The organism is Aliarcobacter vitoriensis (genome assembly GCF_048320235.1).
Lineage (GTDB): Bacteria > Campylobacterota > Campylobacteria > Campylobacterales > Arcobacteraceae > Aliarcobacter > Aliarcobacter vitoriensis.
In genome coordinates, this window is record NZ_CP182882.1 from 1287516 (window position 1) to 1312496 (window position 24981).

Annotated in this window: 23 protein-coding genes; 12 read left to right on the forward strand and 11 right to left on the reverse strand. The window is 28.1% G+C overall.

Annotated features, from left to right (window positions below):
* Positions 1–83: 83 nt before the first annotated feature.
* From rlmN to hisF, 4 genes are read right to left on the reverse strand one after another with little or no spacing between them, the layout of a single operon-like run.
* Entirely contained in the window at positions 84–1166 is a 1083-nt protein-coding gene (gene rlmN / locus ACNSOS_RS06530; protein ID WP_418184646.1) for a 23S rRNA (adenine(2503)-C(2))-methyltransferase RlmN, read from the reverse strand.
* Positions 1166–1717 (reverse strand): purine-nucleoside phosphorylase, encoded by a 552-nt coding sequence (locus ACNSOS_RS06535; RefSeq protein ID WP_113909280.1) that lies wholly within the window; start codon positions 1715–1717, stop codon positions 1166–1168. Before ACNSOS_RS06535 ends, rlmN begins: the two co-directional genes overlap by 1 nt.
* Positions 1714–2412, reverse strand: a complete 699-nt coding sequence (locus ACNSOS_RS06540) for an SIMPL domain-containing protein (protein WP_113894577.1) — start codon at positions 2410–2412, stop codon at positions 1714–1716. Before ACNSOS_RS06540 ends, ACNSOS_RS06535 begins: the two co-directional genes overlap by 4 nt.
* A 1-nt stretch (position 2413) precedes the next feature.
* A complete protein-coding gene (hisF, locus tag ACNSOS_RS06545; protein ID WP_418184647.1) occupies positions 2414–3175 on the reverse strand; it encodes an imidazole glycerol phosphate synthase subunit HisF in 762 nt (253 codons plus the stop codon).
* A 73-nt stretch (positions 3176–3248) separates the two neighbouring features.
* Here hisF and rsmA point away from each other — a divergent pair, with 73 nt between their 5' ends.
* From rsmA to ACNSOS_RS06585, 8 genes are read left to right on the forward strand one after another with little or no spacing between them, the layout of a single operon-like run.
* Positions 3249–4052, forward strand: a complete 804-nt coding sequence (gene rsmA / locus ACNSOS_RS06550; protein ID WP_113894575.1) for a 16S rRNA (adenine(1518)-N(6)/adenine(1519)-N(6))-dimethyltransferase RsmA — start codon at positions 3249–3251, stop codon at positions 4050–4052.
* On the forward strand, positions 4030–5958 hold the full coding sequence (locus tag ACNSOS_RS06555; RefSeq protein ID WP_418184648.1) for a ribonuclease J: 1929 nt from the start codon (positions 4030–4032) through the stop codon (positions 5956–5958). The genes rsmA and ACNSOS_RS06555 overlap by 23 nt, the downstream gene beginning before the upstream one ends.
* Before the next feature lie 8 nt (positions 5959–5966).
* Positions 5967–6929: a KpsF/GutQ family sugar-phosphate isomerase gene (locus tag ACNSOS_RS06560; RefSeq protein ID WP_418184649.1), complete on the forward strand. Its 963-nt coding sequence runs from the start codon at positions 5967–5969 to the stop codon at positions 6927–6929.
* A 41-nt stretch (positions 6930–6970) separates the two neighbouring features.
* Entirely contained in the window at positions 6971–7741 is a 771-nt protein-coding gene (locus ACNSOS_RS06565; protein ID WP_222718424.1) for a pseudouridine synthase, read from the forward strand.
* Positions 7725–8909, forward strand: a complete 1185-nt coding sequence (locus tag ACNSOS_RS06570; protein ID WP_418184650.1) for a replication-associated recombination protein A — start codon at positions 7725–7727, stop codon at positions 8907–8909. The genes ACNSOS_RS06565 and ACNSOS_RS06570 overlap by 17 nt, the downstream gene beginning before the upstream one ends.
* 3 nt (positions 8910–8912) lie before the next feature.
* Positions 8913–9422, forward strand: coding sequence for a protoporphyrinogen oxidase HemJ (gene hemJ, locus ACNSOS_RS06575; protein ID WP_418184651.1), 510 nt, complete (start codon positions 8913–8915; stop codon positions 9420–9422).
* Positions 9422–10825 (forward strand): PhoH family protein, encoded by a 1404-nt coding sequence (locus tag ACNSOS_RS06580; protein WP_418184652.1) that lies wholly within the window; start codon positions 9422–9424, stop codon positions 10823–10825. Before hemJ ends, ACNSOS_RS06580 begins: the two co-directional genes overlap by 1 nt.
* Positions 10826–10871: 46 nt before the next feature.
* Positions 10872–11279, forward strand: a complete 408-nt coding sequence (locus tag ACNSOS_RS06585; RefSeq protein WP_418184653.1) for a hypothetical protein — start codon at positions 10872–10874, stop codon at positions 11277–11279.
* Between the two features lie 164 nt (positions 11280–11443).
* Here the strand turns inward: ACNSOS_RS06585 and ACNSOS_RS06590 are convergent, their stop codons facing one another.
* The 7 genes from ACNSOS_RS06590 to accB form a co-directional block, all read right to left on the reverse strand.
* Positions 11444–13393: a TonB-dependent siderophore receptor gene (locus ACNSOS_RS06590; protein ID WP_418184654.1), complete on the reverse strand. Its 1950-nt coding sequence runs from the start codon at positions 13391–13393 to the stop codon at positions 11444–11446.
* A 338-nt stretch (positions 13394–13731) separates the two neighbouring features.
* Entirely contained in the window at positions 13732–15324 is a 1593-nt protein-coding gene (asnB, locus tag ACNSOS_RS06595) for an asparagine synthase (glutamine-hydrolyzing) (RefSeq protein ID WP_418184655.1), read from the reverse strand.
* A gap of 4 nt (positions 15325–15328) precedes the next feature.
* The gene (locus ACNSOS_RS06600; protein ID WP_113894565.1) at positions 15329–16243 is read right to left on the reverse strand and encodes an AEC family transporter; all 915 of its coding nucleotides are present in this window, start codon (positions 16241–16243) and stop codon (positions 15329–15331) included.
* A 39-nt stretch (positions 16244–16282) separates the two neighbouring features.
* Positions 16283–17869, reverse strand: a complete 1587-nt coding sequence (locus ACNSOS_RS06605; protein WP_418184656.1) for an inorganic phosphate transporter — start codon at positions 17867–17869, stop codon at positions 16283–16285.
* 194 nt (positions 17870–18063) lie between these two features.
* Positions 18064–19575 carry a DEAD/DEAH box helicase gene (locus tag ACNSOS_RS06610; protein WP_418184657.1) on the reverse strand — a complete coding sequence of 504 codons (1512 nt, stop codon included), beginning with the start codon at positions 19573–19575 and terminating at the stop codon, positions 18064–18066.
* Between the two features lie 197 nt (positions 19576–19772).
* On the reverse strand, positions 19773–21125 hold the full coding sequence (locus ACNSOS_RS06615) for an acetyl-CoA carboxylase biotin carboxylase subunit (protein WP_113909268.1): 1353 nt from the start codon (positions 21123–21125) through the stop codon (positions 19773–19775).
* A gap of 9 nt (positions 21126–21134) precedes the next feature.
* The gene (gene accB / locus ACNSOS_RS06620; protein ID WP_418184658.1) at positions 21135–21614 is read right to left on the reverse strand and encodes an acetyl-CoA carboxylase biotin carboxyl carrier protein; all 480 of its coding nucleotides are present in this window, start codon (positions 21612–21614) and stop codon (positions 21135–21137) included.
* A 144-nt stretch (positions 21615–21758) separates the two neighbouring features.
* Here accB and ACNSOS_RS06625 point away from each other — a divergent pair, with 144 nt between their 5' ends.
* The 4 genes from ACNSOS_RS06625 to ACNSOS_RS06640 all read left to right on the forward strand — a co-directional run bounded on the left by ACNSOS_RS06625 (position 21759) and on the right by ACNSOS_RS06640 (position 24971).
* The gene (locus ACNSOS_RS06625) at positions 21759–22205 is read left to right on the forward strand and encodes a deoxycytidylate deaminase (protein WP_418184659.1); all 447 of its coding nucleotides are present in this window, start codon (positions 21759–21761) and stop codon (positions 22203–22205) included.
* A gap of 69 nt (positions 22206–22274) precedes the next feature.
* Entirely contained in the window at positions 22275–23024 is a 750-nt protein-coding gene (locus tag ACNSOS_RS06630; RefSeq protein WP_418184660.1) for a (Fe-S)-binding protein, read from the forward strand.
* Positions 23021–24391, forward strand: a complete 1371-nt coding sequence (locus ACNSOS_RS06635; protein WP_418184661.1) for a lactate utilization protein B — start codon at positions 23021–23023, stop codon at positions 24389–24391. The genes ACNSOS_RS06630 and ACNSOS_RS06635 overlap by 4 nt, the downstream gene beginning before the upstream one ends.
* A complete protein-coding gene (locus tag ACNSOS_RS06640) occupies positions 24384–24971 on the forward strand; it encodes a LutC/YkgG family protein (RefSeq protein ID WP_418184662.1) in 588 nt (195 codons plus the stop codon). Before ACNSOS_RS06635 ends, ACNSOS_RS06640 begins: the two co-directional genes overlap by 8 nt.
* Positions 24972–24981: the final 10 nt, after the last annotated feature.

Here is a 24981-nt window from a genome sequence, read left to right on the forward strand (position 1 = left end):
ATTCCTCATCTTTTTTATTATACATATAAAATCCTACACCTGCAATAATCACAAAAACAAATAAAAATATTAGTAATCCTACCTCAATTAGTCCCATTTGCATCCTTTTCTTTTAATTGTCCACAAGCAGCACTAATATCCAAACCTTTTGATTCTCTAATTGTACAAATAACTCCTTTAGAGTTTAAAAAATCTTTGAATTTTAACATATCATTTTCTTGAGGTCTTTGATATGAAGTTCCTGGATATGGATTGAAATATATTAAGTTTACTTTCGCTTGTATTCCATTTAGTAAACTAACTAGTTTTTTTGCAGCATCGATACTATCATTTTTATCTTTTATAACCAAATATTCAAACATAACTTTTTTTCTAGTATCAACTGGAAATGCTTTAACAGCTTCTATAATTGAAGCAATATTATAAGCTTTGTTCATTGGGATTAATTCACTTCTTAGCTCATCATCAACTGCATGAAGAGAAATAGCTAGTTGTATTTGTAAATCTTTTTCACCCAATTTTTTTATTTTACTTGCAATTCCTGAAGTTGAAACAGTTTGCCTTCTTCTACTTATTGCCAAACCATCAAGTTCTGAAAAAATCTCAACAGCTTTTACAAAATTATCAAAATTATCAAGTGGTTCACCCATTCCCATATAAACGATGTTTAGAGCCTTATTTTCAGCTATATTATTATCTCTTTTTATATTTACAATTTGTGCTATATACTCTCCAACAGTTAGGTTTCTTACAAATCCACCTTTAGCTGTTAAACAGAAACTACAGCCAACTTTACAGCCAACTTGAGATGAGATACAAACTGTATATTTTTCACTTCTTACTATTTGTCCATCTTCATCAATTTTTTTATCTTTCATCAAAAGTAAAACAGCTTCAACTGTATGATTATCTCTTAATTTAAAAAGATACTTTATACTTCCATCACGACTTTGTTCTTTTTTAACAACTTGCATAATGTCTATTGGATAATTTGTTTTTAAATCTTCAATTAACTCTTTTGGTAAATTTTTCATCTCATCATAAGAACTTGCATATTTTTTATAAAGCCAATTATAAACTTGTTTTGCTCTAAATGATGGTTTTAATCTACTTTTTAATTCATCTAATGTGAAATCATAAATAGATACTAATTGCTCTTTTGCCATTATTTTTCCATTTTTATTTTAATTATATCTTTTTGTACTAGATAATTTGTTAGTTTGTCCATAGCAATTTTGTGATTTTCTAAAAAATCTTTATGTGCGTCTTTATTTGTGTAATTTGTTACAACAAATATTCCTGCAACTGGTATTTTAAACTCTTTTGCTACACTTAAAACAGAAAAAAATTCCATATTTTCAATACCAACTCCATAGTCCAAAAACTCTTTTGTAAGCTTATCATCTGTTGAAATATAATTTGAACTATTTACTATTGTGTCATTTTTTACAAAATTATTATCGCTTTCTATTACATTATCAAGTGGAGTATAAGCACTTTGTGTTAAAAATCCTAACTCAATATTTGAAGATTTTTTTGATTCAACTATATCAAAAACTTTAAAATCTCCATAACTTCCAGCACTTCCAATAAAAAGTAGATATTCTGGCTTATTAAATAAACACATTCGTGTAAGATTTATAGAAGTTTCTATTAATCCTACACCAATTGATGTAGAAAAAGGAAAAGTTTCATTTCTCCCTGCACTTATTATCACTTACAATCCAATACATAACTTGTTTCAAGAGAAATATTTTGTTCAGTATTTAAAGGTGAGATATCACTACTACTTTCATAATTCACACTATCTGAACTCATCATCATACTTTTTCGTGCATATACTCCACTTATTCCTCTTTGTTCAAAACTATTTACACTTTTAATTTCACATTTTTTTGAGATTTTAGATGATAATTCTTTTGAATATTCATCAATCCAAAGTAAAGATTCCAATCTTAATTCTTCAACATTTTTATCTAATAATATTTTGCTAACACTCCATGATAAATGTGAAATATTTAGTTTTAAATCATTTGATTTTATACTATCTTTTAACTGCATAAGTTCCGATAAAAAGGTATTTATCTCTTTTGCATCTTTAGATTCAATTGAGAAACTACTATTCCCTGAATAACCTTTAAAAACTGATTTATCTTTTTCATATTCATACTTTGGATACAAACTATAATTTGTATTTTTTATTGTAATATTCTTTGTATTCTTTATAAAATTGTTAAATTTCTCAATTTCATTATTCACAGATTTTTCATCTTTTTTATCAACACTTATCGAAATATTTGAAGTTAGTAAATCTCCATTAACTTTTTTTTCAAATACCTTAGTAAAACTCAACTCATAAGAAAACCCTAAAATTGGTAAAAATAGGGCTGTTGCTAATATTTTTTTATTCATTTTATATCCTTACATTTATTCCATTTTGTTGTAAATACTTTTTTAAATCCATAATATCTATCTCTTTGAAGTGGAAAATTGAAGCAGCTAATGCTGCACTTGCACCAACTTCATATGCATCTTTAAAATGTTGCATCGTTCCTGCTCCACCACTTGCAATTACAGGGATATCTACAATTTTTGAGATTTTTTCAGTAATCTCTAAATCAAATCCTTGTTTTACACCATCAGTATCCATAGAAGTTAAAAGAATCTCTCCTGCACCTCTATCATAAACTTCTTTTGCCCATGTAAGAGCATCAAGTCCTGTATCTTCTCGTCCACCTTTTACAAAAACATGATAAGAACCATCAGAAACTTTTTTAACATCAATAGCTACAACTATACATTGGCTACCAAATCTTTTTGCACCATCATTTATTAAATTTGGTGTTGAAACAGCACTAGAATTTATAGATATTTTGTCACAGCCAACATTTAAAAGAGTATAAATATCGTCTAATTTTCTTATTCCTCCACCAACAGTTAAAGGGATAAAAACCTCTTTTGCTACATTTTTTACAATATCAACAATAGTTCCTCTGTTCTCATAACTAGCTGTAATGTCTAAAAATGTTAGTTCATCTGCACCTTCATCATTGTATCTTTTTGCAACCTCAACTGGATCTCCAGCATCTTTTAATCCAACGAAATTAACACCTTTTACAACTCTACCATTATTCACATCTAAACAAGGAATAATCCTTTTTGCTAAACTATTCACTATTAAATTCCTTAAAAATAAGTAAAAAATATTATCTAATTGTAAGTTAAAAACAGATATACTCCTCGCTATTATGGAAAAAGTAAAAGCAAAAAAACAATACGGACAAAACTTTTTAAAAGATAGTTCAATTTTAAATAAAATCATCGAATCGATGCCCCATAACAATAATCATATTGTAGAAATTGGGCCTGGATTAGGTGATTTGACTAAAAATTTAGTCAAGTACAAAGATGTAACAGCTTATGAGGTTGATACCGATTTAATTGGTATTTTAAAGTCAAAGTTTGCAATTAACTTAGATAAGGGAAATCTAAAAATCATTCACGCTGATGTTTTAGATGCTTGGGATGAGCAAAAAACCTTATATAATGGTAATTATGATTTGATAGCAAATCTACCATACTATATTGCAACAAATATTATATTAAAAGCTTTTGAAGATAGCTTTTGTGAACATATTATTGTTATGGTTCAAAAAGAGGTTGCTTTAAAATTTACTGCAAATGTAAATGATAAAGAATACTCATCTTTAGGTATTATCACTGAGTTATTATCAAATGACTCAAAGATACTTTTTGATGTTCCACCTGAAGCTTTTGATCCAATTCCAAAAGTTGTATCTTCAATTCTTTATATAAAAAAGGATTTGTCAAAAAATATAGATAAAGATTTTAATAGATTTTTGAAGGCCTGTTTTATTCAGCCAAGAAAAAAACTATCAAAAAATTTATCTACTATATTAGATAAAAATCAAATTCTTGAACTATTTAAAGAGCTTGAAATTGACGAAAATTTACGACCTCATGAAGTTTGTTCATCTTTGTATAGCCAAATGTATACAAAGGTAAAAAATGGAAGAAACAAAAGAATTTAAAGAACAGACAACACAAACTAACGAGATACAAAACAGCACTCAAGCTGAACAATCAACAGAAGCTCCTCAAAAAAGGCTTCCTTATAACAAAAAAAGAAAACCAAAACCAAAATATGCTGTAAAAGATGCTCAAAATAGTAGTAGTGGAGAAGGTTGGACTAATGATTTAAAAAAAGCATATATTATTAATGAGAAAATTCATAAAGATAGATTGAATCCTCACTATAAATTAAATCTAAATACAAATGCCAAAATAAGAATAACTCCACTTGGTGGATTAAACGAAATTGGTGGAAATATGATGGTTGTTGAAACTGAAAATGAAGCAATCATAGTAGATGTTGGTATGAGTTTTCCTGATGGAGAAATGCATGGAGTTGATATTTTAATACCTGATTTCTCATACTTAAGAGATATAAAAGATAAAATTGTAGCTGTTATTATCACTCATGGTCATGAAGATCATATAGGAGCTATGCCTTATTTATTTAAAGAGATGCAATTTCCTATTTATGGAACATCTTTACCACTTGAAATGATTGGTTCAAAATTTGATGAACATAAAATGAGAGAACATAGAAATTTATTTAGAGCAATTTCTAAAAGAACTCCTATAAAAATTGGAAATGATTTTGAAATAGAGTGGATGCATATAACTCACTCTATCATAGATTCATCTGCAATTGCTATTAAAACTGCTGCTGGTACTATGATACATACAGGAGATTTTAAAATCGATCATACTCCAATAGATGGTTTTCCAACAGATATTCATAGACTTGCACATTATGGAGAAGAGGGTGTTTTAGTTTTAACTTCTGATTCAACAAACTCTCACTCTCCAGGTTTTACAAAAACTGAAAAAGCTGTTGCTCCTACATTTGAAAGAATATTCTCAACTTCTCAAGGAAGAGTTATAATGAGTACATTCTCATCAAATATTCATAGAGTTGCTCAAGCAATAGAAAAAGCTTTAAAATACGGTAGAAAAATATGTGTTATTGGTCGTTCAATGGAAAAAAACCTTGAAATCGCTATGAATCTAGGTTATATAAAATTCCCAAGAGATCAATTTATTGAAGCTCATGAAGTAGGGAAATATAACGATAAAGAAGTTTTAATAGTAACAACAGGAAGTCAAGGTGAATCAATGAGTGCTTTATATAGAATGGCAATTCATGAACATAGACATATTAAAATTAAACCTGAAGATCAAATAATTTTATCTTCAAAAGCAATTCCAGGAAATGAAGGAAGTGTTTCTGAAATTATAAATCACTTATTAAAAGCTGGAGCTAAAGTTGCTTATCAAGATTATGCAGATATTCACGTATCTGGACATGCGGCTCAAGAAGAGCAAAAACTTATGCTAAGACTTGTAAAACCTAAATTCTTCCTACCAGTACATGGAGAATATAATCATGCTTTAAAACATGGAGAAACTGGAGTTGATTGTGGAGTATTAGAGAGAAATGTTTATGTTATGGCTGATGGAGAACAAATTGAAGTTAATCCAAAATATCTTAAAAAAGTAAAATCAGTTAAAAGTGGAAAAGTTTATATTGACAATCAACTAAACAATAAAATTTCTGATGATGTAGTTATCGATAGACAAACTATGGCAAAAGAGGGTGTCGTTATGATAGTTGCTCAAATAAATGAGAGTGATAGAACACTTGCTGGAAAACCAAAAGTTGCTAGTTTTGGATTGATATCTGATAAACAAGATAAATTCTTTACAAAAGAGATAGAAGATATCTTAGGTGTATTCTTAGAAAATGCAAAACCAGGTATTTTCAAAAATAGTAGAATCTTAGAAGATGAGTTAAGAAAAGTTGTAAGAAAACACTGTATTAGAAAATATAAAAAATACCCTATGATTGTTCCTACAATATTTGTACAATAGGACAAAATATGAACTACAAAGAGATAGTAAAAGATGTTTTGCTAACTGAATCAAAAGAGTTAGAAAAGAGTGCAAACTCTGTCTCTTTTGATATTGAAAATATTATTGATTTAATTATACAATCGAAAGGAAAACTTATTGTTACAGGAGTTGGAAAATCTGGACTTGTAGGAGCAAAAATTGCTGCAACATTAGCAAGTACAGGAACAAGTTCCTTCTTTCTTCATCCAACAGAAGCAATGCACGGTGATTTAGGAATGATAGGTAAAGATGATATTGTTCTAGGGATATCTTATAGTGGGGAAAGTGAAGAGCTAATCCAAATTTTACCACACTTAAAAAGATTGAATATCCCTTTAATATCTATGGCTAAAAGTGAAAACTCAACTTTAGCAAAGTATTCAGACTATTTTATAAATATTGCTGTTGAAAAAGAAGCTTGTCCACTTGATACTGCTCCAACTTCTTCTACAACTTTAACTATGGCAATGGGTGATGCTCTTGCTGTTTGTTTGATGAAAAAAAGAGATTTCAGAAAAGAAGATTTTGCTTCTTTTCATCCTGGTGGAACTTTAGGTAAAAAACTATTTATAAAAATAGCTGATTTACTAAAAAAAGAAAACTTACCTATTGTTTCACGTGAAACAAAACTAAAAGATGCAATTATTGTAATGAGTGAAGGTAGAGTTGGTTCTGTTATTATTGTAGATGAAAATCAAAAGGTTATTGGAATATTAAGTGATGGTGATTTAAGAAGAGCATTGATGAAACCAAATTTTTCTATTGACTGTAACATTGAAGATATTGCAACTATGAATCCAAAAACTTTTGATGATGAGAATTTACTAGCTAGTGATGCACTTCAAATTATAGAAAATTATAAAATACAACTTTTAGTTGTTACAGACAAAAACAAAAAATTAGTCGGATTACTTCATATTCATGATTTAATTGAGGCAGGAATAAAATGAAAAAAGATACAAAAAAGAGCGATGAAATACCATATGAAGTAATGAGATTAAATAAATTTTTATCTCATAACAGTAACTATTCAAGAAGAGAAGCAGATAAATTGATTGCTGATGGACTTGTAAGAGTAAACAACAAACTTATCACAGATTTAGCTACAAAAGTTAAAACAACAGATAAAGTTGAAATAGGTAAAAAAATCATCAAAGAAGATAAGAATAGAATGTATACTGTAATAGTTTATAATAAGCCAAAAGGTGAAATTGTAACAAAGAGTGACCCACAAGGTAGAAAGACGATTTATGATGGTTTAGAAGCAAAATACAAGCATTTCTTGAGTGTAGGGCGACTTGACTATTCAAGTGAAGGATTATTGCTTTTAAGTGATAGTGTTGATATTGTAAATAAATTAATGCACTCTGATTTAGAAAGAGTTTATAAAATAAAAGTTAGTGGCTTTATCACTCCTAAAGTTGAAGAAGCTATGCAAAAAGGTATTACAATTGAAGATGCAACAAAAGGTGCATATAGTAAAACAAAAATAAAATCTATGCATTTTGCTCCATTTTTAGCTTATGATATTCAAGCAAATGGTGAGAAAATTTCTAAAATAAAAGTAGTAATAAATGAAGGGAAAAATAGAGAATTAAGAAGATTCTTTGCACACTTTAATCTTGATGTTATGGATTTAAAAAGATTAGAATATGGTGGAGTATCTTTAAACAATCTTCCAACAGGAAAATCAAGATTTTTAACAAAAGATGAATATAAAAATCTTAGAATTTTTATGAATGAAGATGATAGATCTATCTAATAAACTTCGTCCAACAAATTTAGAAAACTTTGTTGGACAATCTCACATAATAGGTAAAGATAAAGCTCTTTACAAACTTATAAAACAAAAAGATATTCCTCATCTATTTTTTCATGGAAAACCAGGAACTGGGAAAACAACATTAGCAAAAATAATTGCTCGTGAAATAAACACAGATTATTACTACTTCAATGCAACTTCTATTAAAATTGAAGACTTAAGAAAAGTTTTTGATAAATACAAAGGTGCATTGATAAAACCTCTTATTTTTATAGATGAAGTTCATAGACTTTCAAAAAATCAACAAGAAGTGCTACTTCCAATAATGGAAAATTATGATGCAATTATTATAGGTGCAAGTACAGAAAATCCTTTTTTTACTCTAACAAGTGCTATTCGCTCAAGATCTTTTCTTTATGAATTTAAAGCATTTGATTATGAAGATATGCTAAGAATATTTGATATTGCTTTAAAAGATATTGATATAAATATATCAAGTGAAGCTAAAGAGTATTTGATACAATCAAGCTCTGGTGATGCTCGTGCAATGCTAACATTGTTAAATTTTTCATATAAAGTATCTAAAGATATTGATATAGATTTGTTAAAACAATTAAGAGAAAGAGTAATAGGAGATGGAGTAAGTTCTAGTAATACTCACTATGATTTAGCAAGTGCTATGATAAAATCTTTAAGAGGTTCAAATATAGATGCAGCTTTATACTATATGGGAAGACTGATTGAAGGTGGAGAAAGTGTAGATTTTATCACAAGAAGATTGGTAATTTTTGCTAGTGAAGATATTGGAAATGCAAATCCAAATGCTTTAAATCTTGCAGTTAGCACAATGTTAGCCTGTAACAAAATAGGCTACCCAGAATCAAGAATAATACTATCTCAGTGTGCAGTTTATTTAGCTTCTTGCCCAAAATCAAACAGTGCATACAAAGGTATAAATAAAGCTTTAGAACAAATAAAAAATGGTAAGATACTTGATATTCCAAAACATTTAGATAGCCAACATATTGGATATCTTTATCCACACGATTTTGGTGGTTATGTTGAACAAGAGTATTTAAAAGAAGATTTAAAACTCTATGATTCATCAAATATTGCATTTGAGAAAACTCTAAATGAATGGATAAATAAAATAAAAAATAAGGATTAATTTATGGAATATTACACTTGGATTTTGAGTTTACATGTAATTGCTGTTTTATCTTGGATGGCAGTTTTGTTTTATCTTCCAAGGCTTTTCGTATATCACACAGAGCATATAGATAAAAAAGAGTTTGTAGAAGTTGTAAAGATACAAGAACTAAAAATAGATGCTTATATAGGTCATCCAGCGATGACAGTAACAATATTTAGTGGGATTGCTATGATTGTTTTAAACCCAGCACTTTTAAGCCAAGATTGGATGATAGCAAAGATTGTAGCCATAATATTACTTGTAGCTTATGCTATATCTTTAACAAAATTTAGAAAATCTTTATCAAATGATGCCTGTAAAAAGAATGGAAGATTTTTTAGAATGTACAATGAATTACCAACAGCTTTGGCTATTTTAATAGTTACTTATGTTATAACTAAAAATCTATCTTGGATATTTACAGCTATTGTAATTGTACTATTTGCATTTATCTGTTATAAAATATTAAATCACAAAAAGGCTAAATAATGAATTTTGAAAAGTTCTATCTACTTGATACAAATATATTGCTTGAAGATGCTACAAATATTGTAAAACTATCTGATGAAAACAAAAATCTTATTATATTGGCAGAAACAGTTTTAGATGAAATAGATAGTAAAAAAAGTGGTTTTGAAGAGATAAATTTTCAAGCTAGAGAGTTCGCAAGACTTTTAGAAAATTCACAGATAATAGACTCAAAAAAAGTAGATAATTACAAAATTATCAGATTAAAAATAGAAAATAAAAAAGATACTATTGTAGATATTATTTCAAAAGATGAGTATGATATCAATACAAAAAATGTTTCATCAAACATCATAAATGATAGAAAAATTTTAGAAATAGCAACTTTCTCAAATAGTTACTATGAAAAAGATATTGAATTTATTTCAATGGATATTATGGCAAGAACAAGAGCTATATCTCTTGATATAAAATCTTCATCACTTTTAGGTAAAGATAAAGATGACTTTTATTTTGAATTTATAAAAGATATAGAGATAGATTTTAATGATTTAGAGTATTTAGATAATCAAGATATAAAAAAGTTTGATAAAGAGTATAAAGTAGAAAACTTTTCATATTGTATGAAAGTAAAACACTCTGATCAAGTAGTTTTAGCAAATATTCAAAATGATAAAATACAACTTCTCAATGAAGAAGAAGTTAGAAATCAAGTCATAACTCCTTTAAATAAAGAACAACTATTTTTCTCAAATGCAATCATAAACCACTTTTACAATGTTTTAATAGTAGAAGCAAAAGCTGGTAGTGGTAAAACACTTTTAGCTTTGAGTGGAGCATTAAAACTTGTAAAACAAAAATATTTTCAAAAGATTATCTATATAAGAAACTCTATTGAGTCTTTAGATAAAGGTGAAGATGTTGGATATTTACCAGGACTTGAAGAAAAATTTAGAATATATAATCATCCACTTATGGATAGTTTAGAGTATATCATCAGAAGTGAACATAAAAAAAGAAGAAATAAAAGAGCAGAATTACCATATTCTCCACTTGAAGATAGTGAAGTTCAAGCTAGAGTTGAACAGATGATTTCAAACTATGCAATAGAAACTATGTGGGTAGGTGAAATGAGAGGAAGAACACTATCAAATTCATTTATAATCATAGATGAAGCACAAAATATGTCAAATAAAACTATGCAAATGGTTTTATCAAGAATTGATGATAGTTGTAAAGTGGTAATCCTTGGTTCAAATAAGCAAATAGATAATTTCTATGTAAATAAATATACAAATGCTCTAACAACTCTTTTAAAATCAACAAAAAATGAAAATAAACTTGTAAATATTTTTGCTATAAAACTAGAAAAAGTTTTAAGAGGACCAATTACTGAGTGGGCTGAGAATTTATTCTCTAAATAATTTTGTTTTGTGATATAATACATAATTAAATTTGTAAAGGATTACAATGTCACTACTTCAATATAGTTCAAAAGAGATGTTTTCAGCAACTGATTTGGTAAGAAAAAACAAACCTATATTTGACAAACTAAACAATAAAGAGATTGAAAAAGCAGTAATATTAAAAGATGGAAGACCTTCGATAGTTCTTCTTGATTTTAATGAATATGAAAAGTTAATTGAAGAGTATTTATCTTTTAAAGGAAAATCTACTTCTACAAATCATTCACAAACTTCTACAAAAATAGAAACAAATTTAAACTCAAAAGAAGAGAATAAGTTTGATAAAATCTCAGAAGATGAATATAAAACTGCTTTAAAAGAGATAGAAAATCTATCTACAAATATTAGCTCAAATTCTAGTACAGAAACAAATGAAAATAGTAAAGCATTGAAAGAGTTTTGGGAAAAATAGAAAATGTTTCACGGGAAACATTTTATAAAATAGATTTAAGTATGAGTTCCAAAGTACAAAAGTAAAGTATATTTTATCATCGAAATTTTAATCTCAAAATTAAATAAATACTTTGAAACCCATGCTTAAAAATATAAAGAGAGAAAAACTCTCTTTATAATATTTTAGAATTTATATTTTAGTGTTACAGTTGCACTTCTTGGATCACCAAAAATATATTGATTACTATATACCATATTTGAATAATACTCTTTATCAAATAAGTTATTGATATTTAATTGTGCTGATAAATTTTTATTAAACTCATATTTTGCCATAGCATCTACTACAAAAAAGTCATCTTGAGTAGCTCTAATTTTACCAGCTGGAGTTGTTAAATCTGTATAAAATTCACTTCTCCAATGAACATTTCCACCAAATGTTAAATCACCTATTTTATATGTTGAAGATAGCATAACTTGTGTTTGTGGAGTTAAAGTAGATCTTCTCTCTCCTTTTGCATTTTTCATCTCATAATAAGATATACCAAATCCTACATTCCAGTTATCAAGTATTTCTCCATTTAAGTCAAACTCTATACCTTCAGTTTTACTTCCTTTTTCTGCTGTATAGTATGAATCTCCTGTTATTGGATCTACTCCAGCTAAAGTAGGAACATTATCTTGTTGAACTCTAAATAAAGTTAATCCTGTATTTAATTTTTTATTAAAATACTCTCCTTTTATTCCAACTTCATAGTTATTACCCTCTCTTGGATCTAACTTTTTACCACTTTTATCTTTATTATCTTGTGGTTGAAAAATATCTGTATAACTTGTATAAACACTATGATTTTCATCTATATTGTAAACCAATCCTGCATAAGGAATAAAAACTTCTTTATTTTTATAAGAGTATTTATTGAATTTATCATCTGATTCATAATTAGTCAATCTACCACCTGTTATAAGTGTTAAATCATCTAATAAAGAAAATCTTCCAACAACATAAGCCGCTTTTTGTTCTGCTGAACTTTCTCCACTTCTTACTTTAGCTTGATAAATTGGTTCAGGAATATTTGCATTCCAAGAATAGATACTATTTCCTGATAAATTTACATTTGATGATTTTTGCCCAAAAGTATCTCTATTTTGCTTTTGATACATAGCTCCAGCTATAATTTCATGCTCTTTATTTCCAAGTTTAAAAGGAATAGAAGCATAAATATCAAAAGTATTATCTACTTGCTTATCATCTGCTTTCCAAGGAGAAGTAGCACTTGTTCCTAATCCTGTATTTTTATCAAGATTACTATAATTCATATAAAGCATATTTGTTTCATAAGAAGTTTTATAGTATAAATAATTTGCTTTTATTTTTATATCATTATCAAAATAGTGTTCAAAATTTAAAAATGCTGAATTAGTTTCTTTATTATAATAAGCCCAATCAGTAACAAAAGAGTCTTCAGGACTAAAATTTGTTAAAGTTCCATCACTAAAATAGATAGGAACTCCTCCCCAAGTTGTACCTTTTGGTTTACTTTCTAACCTACTTGCACCAACTGAAACTTGTGTATTATCACTTATATCTACATCTACAACTGCATATAAAGTATTGCTTTCTTTACTATAAAAATCTTTATATGAATCTTGGTCTGCATAACTTACTACAATTCTTCCTCTTATACTTCCATCACTATTTAAAGGAGTTTGCATATCAACTGTTCCTTTATAAGTATCCCAAGAACCACCCTGTAAAGTTATATCTCCTTTAAATTCTTTAGAGTTTGCATGTTTTCTTACTAGATTCATTGAAGCAGCAGGATTTCCTGCACCACTCATAAGACCATTTGCACCTTTTACTATTTCAACTCTATCATAAATTGATAAATCTTCTAAAGTGATATATCTACTTGTAGGAATTCCATCAATTTGATAATAATCTATTTCAAATCCTCTAGCAGTCATATATACTCTATCAGTATCAGTTTTTGAGGCTCTTAAACCTGCTGTATTATTTACAATATCTTCAAAAGAGTTATAGTTAAAATCTTCCATTTGTTGTTTTGTTATTACAACAACGGATTGTGGTGTTTCTTTGATTGATAAATCAAGTTTTGTAGCAGTATTCATACTTCCTGTTGTGTATGAATTTGAGTTTTCTGTTGTATTTCCTAAAGTATTGCTTTTTACTGAAATAGTGTCTAATACCGTAGTTTCATTAGCACTTAATAGGTTACCCCCCCCCGCAAGTCAATATCGCAGCAACAGACATAGCTATTCGTATGTTCATATTTTTCCTTTGTTTTGGTTTTTTCGATTAAAATTTAGATAAACTTTAGGATGATTTATCTTGATTTTATATCATTTTATTAATGTTGATATCAACTATTAATAAAAGATAAATAGAATATTAATAAAGTACAACTTAAATAAAGATAAAATTGATAATAGTTATATTATAAGAAAATTTATAAATAAGTTTTTTTATACCATAAAGAAAAGACAAAAAGAGAATATAGATGTTGTTTAAATTTGTTTGAACTAGCTAAAGTATAGATATGTTTTACATAATCATCATTAAACAAATTTGTAGATTTATTTACTTCTAAAATAGTATCCAATATACCATCTTTGAACTCTTTTTGAAGCCATTCATTGTATGGAGAGTTAAAACCTTTTTTTGTACGGTTTATAATCTCTTGAGGAAGATATTTTAAAGCTATCTTTTTAAGTAGATATTTATTTGTATCTCCAACTTTTATCTCTGAATTTATACTAAAAACATAATCTACCAAAGTTTTATCTAAAAAAGGTGTATTTATCTGTAAAGAGTTTGCACTTGACAAAGTGTGAACTTTTGTCAAAACAGCATTTGCAACCCAAATTTTTAAATCAAGATAACTCATATTATCAACTGGGTCTTGCTTTGGATTTTCTGTTTTAAATGTTGGAACTTTTTTAAATAATCTTCTTTTTTGTATATCTGTATAAATCTCTCCAAAAGAGTTATAAATATTTTGTTTTTTTACTACTCTTCTTAAATATTCACTCTCTTTTGTATTGTTTTGTAAAGCAGAGATTATCTCATCTAAAAACTCATTTTGCTCTTTAGACAAAGATTTTTCAAAATTATAATATTTTAAGAATTTTGCATAATTATCATAACCTAAAAATATCTCATCGCTTCCTTCCCCTGATAACAAGCACTTTATATTTGCTTTATTTACTTGATTTAAAAGTATATTTAAAGGCACACTTGCACTATCACTATGCGGTTCATCAAAGATATCAAGTGTTTTAAAAAAATTGTCTATATAATCTTTTTGGTTTATGATAACTTCATTGTGATTTGATTTTATATGATTTGCTGTAATTTTTGCAAAATCCAATTCGCAGTAGTTTTTGTATTCACTATAACCTATACTAAAAGTGTTTATTTTTTTACCACTTAGCTTTGTATATATCGCACTGATAAATGAACTATCTATTCCACCACTTAAAAGTGTGCTAGGAGATGATACAAGCCTTTTTTCTATTGAGTTAAATAAAATCTCTTCTAAATCATTTAAAGCTCTATTTTCATCATTTATGGCTTTATATGTCTTGATTTTATAATATCTTTTTTTTATTAGCTCTTTTTTCTCTTGAAAAATCAAATATGAGGCTTCTTCAAGCCTAAAAATATCTTGATAAAATGTATCTTCACCAAATGTCGCAAAATATTGTAGATACTTACTCAATGCAACTTTATTCATATTTGGAAGATAATTTAACTTATTTAATATATTTTTTATAGAAGTTGAAAATAGAAAAGTTCCATTTTTAATATAGTAAAAAAATGGAATATTACCAAATCTATCTCTTGAACAAAAATACAAACTTTTCTTTTTGTCATATATACAAAAAGCAAAAATACCATCAATTTTATCTAAAAAATCAAAACCAAATTTCGTATAAAAATCTTTTAATAAAAGTATCTCATCATCAAAAAAGAACTCTTTTTTATTATATATCTCACCTTCGAAATATACTTCTAAATCATCAAAATCTTGTTTTTTCATATTTTCACTTTATGTAGTATTCGATTATTTCAATATAAAAATACAAAAAACCAACAAAAAGTACAGAAGATACTAAAATAGTTGCTGCAACATCTGATGGTTTCATATTAAATATTACTGAAAAATTCACATTATTTACAGCCAATGGCACCATAAGTTCCATAATCAGTATAGAAGCTACAAAAGAGTTAAGATTTGTAAAATTTAAAATTACAATTAACCCAATAAGTGGTAATAAGATATGTTTTGCAAAACTTATTTGAAAAGATAGTTTCCAAGGCATTGAGCTCACTTTTACACTATAAAGATATGTTCCAAATATAAAAAGTTGTGTTGTCAAAGATGTATATGCACCCATTTCAAGTGCTAAATGGATATTATCACTTATAGGCACTTGATAATAATTTATAAATAAAGCAAAAACAGCAAACCAAATAACTGGTATTTTAAATATAGATTTTAACGAATCAAAAACTGAAAATTTATCTCTTGCAAAAAAGTATATAGAAACTGTGTACATAAAAAATATATTTGCAATATTTATAATGCTTGTATAGGGAACTGACTCTACACCAAACAAGGCAATTCCCAAAGGAATTCCTAAATTTCCTGTATTGCCTATCAATCCTGTTGCTAAAAAAATATTTTTATCTGTATTTTGGGTAAATACAAATTTAGAGTATAAAAGCATAATAAAAAGTGTAAAAAACATACAAACCAAAAAGAAAATAGGGGACATTACAAATTCATAATCAATAGGAGCTTTTGTTAATCCCCAAACAATCAAAATAGGTTGAAAAAAATAAAGTGAAAGTAAAACCAAAGTTTTTTCATCTATTTGAGTTTTAAACCTTTTCTTTGCGATAAAACCCAAAAAGATAAAAAAGTATATTGGAATAACAGAAAGTATAGCTTCTATTTAATATCCTTAAATCTATAAAACAGTATAAGTAAAAACTTATACTGCAACAATTCCTTTAATCATATAAAAAATTCCAGCTGCTAAAAGTGCTGAAGCAGGTACAGTTATAACCCATGCTGCAACTATCTTTTTAACTGCATCTCTTTTTACGTATTTAGCACCTTTTGCTTCTTTAAAATCTTTTTTCTCTTGTTTTACAATATCTTCGATTTCATCAATTTTCTTAAATGTATCAACAATTTTAATATAAGTTGCTTTTGATTTATCTTTTATAAGTTCAAGCTTTCCTAACTCTGATTTTAATTTATCTAACTCTTTTTTATGTTTTTTGAATTTTTCTCTAATATCTTGAAAATAATTTTTCTCTGTCATATCAAGAGCTTCTCTTAAAAATCCAACTCCAAATACTCCACCTATTGTAATATGTGTTGAAGATACAGGAAGTCCTAATTGACTAGCTAATATAACAGTAACAGCTGTCGCCATAGCTATTGAAAAACCTCGCATTTGATCAAGTTCAGTTATTTCATTTCCAACTGTTTTAATCAATCTTGGTCCATATAAAATAAGTCCAATTACAATACCAATAGCACCAACAAGCATAATCCAAAATGGAATAGATGCACTAGCACCTATCTCACCAGCATTCACAATAGCATCATTTATAGCTGCAAGTGGTCCAATAGCATTTGATACATCATTTGCACCATGGGCAAAAGATAATAGTGCAGCAGCAAAGATTAAAGCAGGTGTAAATAGCTTATTTACACTTGCTCTATCATTTAGTAAAGATGGTAAAGTTTTTTCAATATGTCTTTTAGATATATAATATGCAATAAATGCAAAACCTAAACTTATAATTGAAGCCCCTATAAAACTAACATGTACTAATTGTTTTAAACCTTTTAACATCAAGTAAGTAGAAAAAGCCCAAGTCATAATAGCTATTAGATATGGAACAAATTTTTTAGCTTGTCCTAGCATATCTTCTTTATAAACAATTTTTTTCTTTATGAAGTACAAAAATGAAGCTGCGATAATTCCACCTAAAAGTGGAGAAATAACCCAAGAACTAACAATAGTCCCAAGGCTTCCCCAATTTAATATAGAAATTCCAGCTGCTGCAATACCAGCACCCATTACTCCACCAACAATTGCGTGAGTTGTAGAAACAGGTGCTCCAATAGAAGTAGCAAAGTTTAACCATACAGCTCCTGCCAAAAGTCCAGCTGTCATAGCCCAAATAAAAGAATTAACATCTGTAATAGCAGCAGGGTCTATAATACCACTTTTAATTGTATTAACAACATCTCCACCAGCAATAATAGCTCCTGCACTTTCAAAAATAGCAGCAATAATAATAGCCCCAGTTAAAGTTAATGCTTTCGCACCAACAGCAGGACCAACATTATTTGAAACATCATTTGCACCTATATTTAAAGCCATATAAGCTCCAAATATTGCTCCAATAATTAAAAAAGAGTTATCAGGAATAGTTCCGTGTGAAGTGTATGTCCAAAGAAAGACTGCTAAGATAAATAGCAAAGAAAGACTAAATTTTGCAAAACTTGGAAGTGTTTGCTCGGTGGCTTTTTCAAGCGTACTTATTGTTTTAATATCCATATATTTTCCTTATGTAATCATAATGTAATTAAGATATTGTAGTTCAAATTTACTTATTTATTTATTATAGAATCGATATTATGTATTAGAATATATGGAATTTGTGGATATTTTATAAGCGAAAACTGTATTTAATATAATAAAAAAAGATAGAGATTAAAAGTGTTACTTTTATTCTCTATTCATAAATGTTATTAATCTTGTTTTCTACTTCTATTAGATCTAGGAGGTCTATCTGTATTACTTCTTGGTGGTCTTGAAGATGATGAATTTCTATTTCTACTTCTTCCTCCACCATTTCCATAATCTCTATCTCTTCCACCTCTGTTTCTATCTCTACCTCTTGATGATCTTCTTCTATCATCTCCTCTATCTCCACCTTTAGAAATCATTTCTACCAATTTTTGAAGATCAACTTCGCTTTTACCTATATTATTATTTCCTTTAACATAAGTTTTTGAGGCAATAATTGAAGCTAATTTAAAAGCAATTGTAGAGATATCAAACTCATCTTTTAAACTCTCAACAATATCAATAGCATAATCTTTCACTTCTTGATTTATGATATCTGATTTAAGTTCATCAATCTTTTTTTGTTTTACAGTTGAAATATTTGGAACAACTTTCGACTCAAGTTTTGTACCAATACTTTTTTCTATTCTTTGAAGAGTTTTAAACTCATGTGGAGTTACAATAGATACAGCAACACCATCTTTTCCAGCACGTCCAGTTCTTCCTATTCTATGTACATATGATTCACTATCAAATGGTAAATGGTAGTTAAATACGTGTGTTACATCGTTTACATCAAGCCCACGAGCTGCAACATCAGTAGCAATTAGAATTTCTAATTTTGAAGATTTAAATGCTCTAATAGCTTCTTCTCTTTGTTTTTGTTCCATATCACCATGAAGTGCTTTTGCCATAAAACCTTGAGATACTAAAAAAGTTGATAATCTATCAACATCTTTTTTTGTTCTACAAAAAATAATAGATTTTTTTGGATTTTTATAATCAAAAAGTCTAATAAGAGCATCATCTCTTTCTCTCTCATCAACAACATAAAAAGTTTGAGTGATGTTTGAATTTGTCATATCTGCTTTTGTGATAGTTATAAATTCTGGTTCATTTAAAATTGTTTTTGCTAAATTTTTTATAGCAACTGGCATAGTTGCTGAGAATAAAAGTGTTTGTCTCTCTTTTGGAAGATATGTAAATATTTCTTTAATATCATCTAAAAATCCCATATCAAGCATCTCATCTGCTTCATCTAAAATAACAAATTTTGGTTTTACTTTTATTTGTTCATTTCTTAATAAATCAAGAAATCTTCCAGGAGTTGCAACTATTACACTTGCATTTTCAATAAGTTTTAGTTGTCTTGTATATGATTGACCACCATAAACAGTTGCAGTATTTAGATTTAAAAACTTTCCAAATCTATAAAGTTCATCAGATACTTGCATTGCAAGTTCTCTAGTTGGAACAATGATTAATGCTTCTGCATTTTTACCAGACAATTTATTTAAAATTGGAAGTCCAAACGCTGCTGTTTTACCAGTTCCAGTATGTGCTTGTCCTACAAGATCTTTTCCATCTAGTATATGAGGAATTGCTTCTATTTGTATTGGACTAGGCTCTTTAAAACCAGCTTCTTCAATCGATTTCTGAAGTTGCTCTTTAAAATTAAAATCTTTAAAAGTCATATTTTACCTTGAATATTATTTTAAATATACACTATTATATAGCTCATAAATGTATAATTAAAAATCATGCAAGTAAGATAGTCTAAAATTTGATATACCAATCAAAGTAGATATATAAATGTGTATAAATCGGGGCGGATTGTATCTAAGTTTATATTAAGTTTTGCTTTAAGAAAAGGGTTTTTTAACCCAAATTCTTAAATACTGTCTAATCCTCGATAATTTTCAAGGTATTTTGTATCATAATTGTTTGAAATGAAGTCTTTATTTATCATCATTCTTTTATGGAATGGAATATTTGTTTTTATTCCTTCCACTTCAAATTCACTTAAAGCTCTTTTCATAATATTTATAGCTTTTTCTCTATCTCTTCCCCAAACAATTAGTTTTCCAATCATAGAATCATAATGTGATGGAACAACATAATTTGTATATATATGAGAATCTACTCTTACATTTCTTCCACCTGGAACCATCCATTGAGTTATTTTTCCAGGGCATGGAAAAAATGTATTTGGGTCTTCTGCTGTAATTCTACACTCTATAGCATGACCTCTAAACTTAATTGTATCTTGGGCTGGTAATTTTTCACCTTGTGCTACTTTTATCATCCATTCAACTATATCAAGTCCTGAAACCATTTCTGAAACTGGATGTTCAACTTGAAGTCTTGTATTCATCTCCATAAAGTAAATATTTTGCTTATCATCTGCTAAAAACTCAAAAGTTCCTGCACCTTCATATTTCAAATATTTTGTTGCTTTAACTGCAACTTCATGAAGTTTTGCTCTTGTTTCATCATTTAATAATATAGCTGGTGACTCTTCAATAACTTTTTGGTGTCTTCTTTGTAAAGAACAATCTCTTTCACCTATATGAATAGCATTACCATGAGAATCTCCAATAACTTGAACTTCTATATGTCTTGGATTGTTGATAAATCTTTCTAAGTACATTGTTCCATCACCAAAAGCAGCAAGTGCTTCACTTGAAGCTGCCATAAAGTTTTGATCAAATTCACCTTCTGTTTTTATCAATCTCATTCCTCTACCACCTCCACCAGAAGCAGCTTTGGCCATAATTGGGTAACCAATTTCAAGTGCTATTCTTCTTCCTTCTTCTAAAGTTTTAACAGCACCTTTACTTCCAGGAACAACAGGAACACCAGCTTTTATCATCTCTTCTTTTGCTTTAGATTTATCAGACATTTTTTCCATTACTTCAACAGAAGGTCCAATAAATTTAATATTATGAAGTTTACAAATCTCTACAAAATCTTGATTTTCAGATAAAAATCCATATCCAGGGAAAATAGCATCACAACCTGTCATTTCAGCAGCAGTAATAAGGGCAGGTATATTTAAGTAAGAATCACTTGATTTTGCTCCACCAATACAAATAGCTTCATCAGCATGTTTTAAATATGAAGCATTTTTATCTCCAGCACTATAAACAGCAACAGATTTTTTACCCATCTCTTTTATTGTTCTTATTGCTCTTTGAACTATTTCACCTCTATTGGCTATTAAAATCTTTTTTATTTCTGCCATAATGAACTCTTATATTTTTTCAACAACAAAAATTGGCATATCATATTCAACTGGAGAACCATTTTGAATTAAAATCTCAACAATTTTACAATCAAATTCTGCTTCAACTTCATTCATAATTTTCATAGCTTCTAAAATACAAAGTGTTTGTCCTTTTTTTACTATATCTCCAATTTTTACAAAATCTGGAGATTCAGGAGATGGTGCACCATAATATGTTCCAACCATTGGAGCGTTGATAGTTAATCCATCTTTAGTATTTGATTTATTATCTTCACTTGCCACTGCAACAGAATTTTGTTGAACAGAAGCTGAAACTTGAGCAGCTGTAGGAACAGATTGAACATAAGGAGTCGTAGATACAGTTGTAACACCACTTTCAAATCCTCTTTGCATAGAAATTTCAAAATCTGCTTCTTTAATTCTTAGCTTATTTAGTTCACTCTTATCAAAAACTCTAATTAGCTCTTTAATATCTTTAAAATCCATTTTTTCCCTTTATTCTTATAAAATTTCTCTCATAATATCAAAATTTTTCTAATATTTATATTTTTATTATTAAAAATAAGCTTGATTTAAGATTGTAATTAGAATTCTGTTATAATAAAAAAATTTTATTTTAGGATTACTTTTATGTTAAATGATAGAAGCTTCATAAATATAGCAAAAGAGATAGCACTTGCTTCAAAATGCGTATCAAAACAAGTAGGAGCTGTTATAGTAAAAGATGGTCGAATACTATCAACAGGATATAATGGAACTCCAACTGGATATATAAATTGTAGTGAACATTGGAAAGGCGAATATACAAAAGATCATCATGAATGGTCAAAAACTTATGAAATACATGCTGAAATGAATGCTATTATTTGGGCTGCAAGAAAGGGTATAGCTATAGAAGGTGGAACAATTTATGTAACACTTGAACCTTGTAGTGAATGCTCAAAAAATTTAATTGCAAGTGGAATAAAAAGAATTGTTTATGAAAAATCTTATGAACATACAAATTCTAAAATTATCTCAAAATTCTTAAAAGATAATGGAGTAGAGATAGAACAAATTACAAATATTTCTGAATAAAAATAAAATATCATAAATTTTTCATATTTTAACTATAAAATAAGTTGAATAATATTTTAAGGAGAAAATATGAAAATTGGTCTGTTTATACCCTGTTTTATGAATGAACTGTATCCTAATATTTGTAAAGCAACATACAAACTATTAAAAAATCAAGGTTTAGATATCGATTATCCAATGAACCAAACTTGCTGTGGTCAGCCTATGGCAAATTCTGGATGTTCAAAGGATATAAAAACTTTAGCAATAAATTTTGTTAACACATTTAAAGATTATGATTATATTGTAGCACCAAGTGGTTCATGTGTAACTATGGTAAAAGAACATTATGCAGAATTTTTTCATGATAACAAAGATTATAATAAGGTAAAAACATCAATTTATGAAATTTGTGAATTCTTACATGATATCATCAAAATTGAGAATTTAAAATTTGACCACTCTTTCCCTTATAAAATTGGAGTACACAACTCATGTCATGGGCATAGAGTTTTAAAACTTGCAACTGCTAGTGAATTAAACATTCCATATAACTCAAAATTAAAAAATCTTTTAAATAAAGTTAATGATATTGAATTAATAAATTTAAAAAGAGAAGATGAATGCTGTGGTTTTGGTGGAACATTTAGTGTTCAAGAAGAAGCAATTTCAGTTGCAATGGGAAAAGATAGAGTAAAAGACCATCTTGATTCAAATGCACAAATAATAACTGGTGCTGATATGTCCTGTTTAATGCACATGGATGGAATCATAAATAGAGATAATAACCCAATTAAAGTTATGCATATAACTGAAATTCTTATAGGAGTTAGACCATGAGTAGTCATAGTATAAATGCAGCAAAATTTGTTGCAAATGATGAAAGAATGCATTGGCATGATGGTGCATTATGGTTTGTAAGAGAAAAAAGAGATAGAGCTAGTAAATCTATACCTGAATGGGAAACTTTACGAGAATATGCAAATCAAATAAAAACTCATACTATGGCAAATTTGGATAAATATCTTTTAGAATTTGAAAAAAATGCAACAGCAAAAGGAATAACAGTTCACTTTGCTTCTGACGCAAAAGAACACAATGAAATTGTTTATAAAATTTTAAAAGAGAATAGTGTAAAAAAACTTGTTAAATCAAAATCTATGCTAACTGAAGAGTGCCACTTAAATCCATATTTAGAAAATCATGGAATTGAAGTAATTGATACAGATTTAGGAGAAAGAATAGTTCAACTAAGAAATGAACCACCTTCGCATATTGTTCTTCCAGCAATTCACTTAAAAAAATCTGATGTTTCTGATACTTTTCATGAAAAACTTGGAACCCAACAAGGAAACTATGATCCAACTTATCTAACACGAGCTGCAAGAGCTGCACTTAGAGAAGATTTTTTAACAGCAGATGCTGGATTAACTGGAGTTAATTTTGCTATTGCAAGTACTGGTGGAGTTGTTGTTTGTACAAATGAAGGAAATGCAGATATGGGAGCTAGTGTTCCAAAACTTCATATTGCTTCAATGGGAATTGAAAAAATCATTCCAAGGCTTGAAGATTTAAGTGTATTTACAAGATTATTAGCAAGAAGTGCAACTGGACAGCCTGTAACTTCATATACTTCACATTTTCATGCTCCTGTTGAAGATGGACAAATGCATATAGTTATCGTTGATAATCAAAGAAGTCAATTTTTAAGTTCATCAAAAAATAAAAAAGCATTAAATTGTATTAGATGTGGTGCTTGTATGAATACTTGTCCTGTTTATAGAAGAAGTGGTGGGCACTCTTATGAATATGTAATTCCTGGACCTATTGGTTCGATTTTAGGAAGTGTAAAAGAACCAGAAAATCATAATAGTTTACCATTTGCTTGTACATTATGTGCTTCATGTACAAATGTTTGCCCAGTAAAAATAGATTTAGATTCACAACTTTATAGTCTAAGACAAGATTTAGGGAAAATGAATTTAATAGATAGTAAAAAGCAAATGGCTATGAAAGTAACCGCGTGGTTTATGAGTAAACCAGTTTTATTTGATTTTATAGGTAAAATGGCAAGATTTATAGTTCCAAAACTTCCAAAATCTATAATTTATAATAAATTTAATGCTTGGGGAAAACAAAGAGATTTACCAAAATTCCCTAAAAAAAGCTTCAAAGAAATGTTTAAAGATGGAGATTTAGATGACTAGTAAAGAAAAAATTTTAAACTCTATAAAAGAGAACAATTTAGTGAAAGATGTGAAACTTCCATCTTATGAAAATTTTGGTATCAAATTTGAAAATAAATTTGAAACATTTTCTACAATGCTTGAAAGTGTTGGAGGTAAAGCTTTGCTAATTTCAAAAGAGGATTTAGACAAAACAATAAAAGAGATATATCCTGAAGAAAAAGTAATTGCTTCAAATGTAGATTTTTGTAGTTTAGGAAACTTTGATTCAAATTCACAAGAAGATACTCATAATCTAAAAGATATTGATTTAGCAATTGTAAAAGGAAATTTTGCAGTTGCAGAAAATGGTGCTATTTGGATGAAAAATGAATCAAATAGACATAGAGCTTTATATTTTATTGCACAAAATATTGTAATTGTAATAGATGAGAATGAAATAGTAAATAATATGCATGAAGCTTATGAAAAACTTAACTTTGAAAAAGCTGGATTTGGTGTCTTTATATCTGGGCCTTCAAAAACAGCTGACATTGAACAATCACTTGTTATTGGAGCACATGGTCCAAAATCTGGTTATGTAATTTTTATTAAATCTTGATATAATCGCT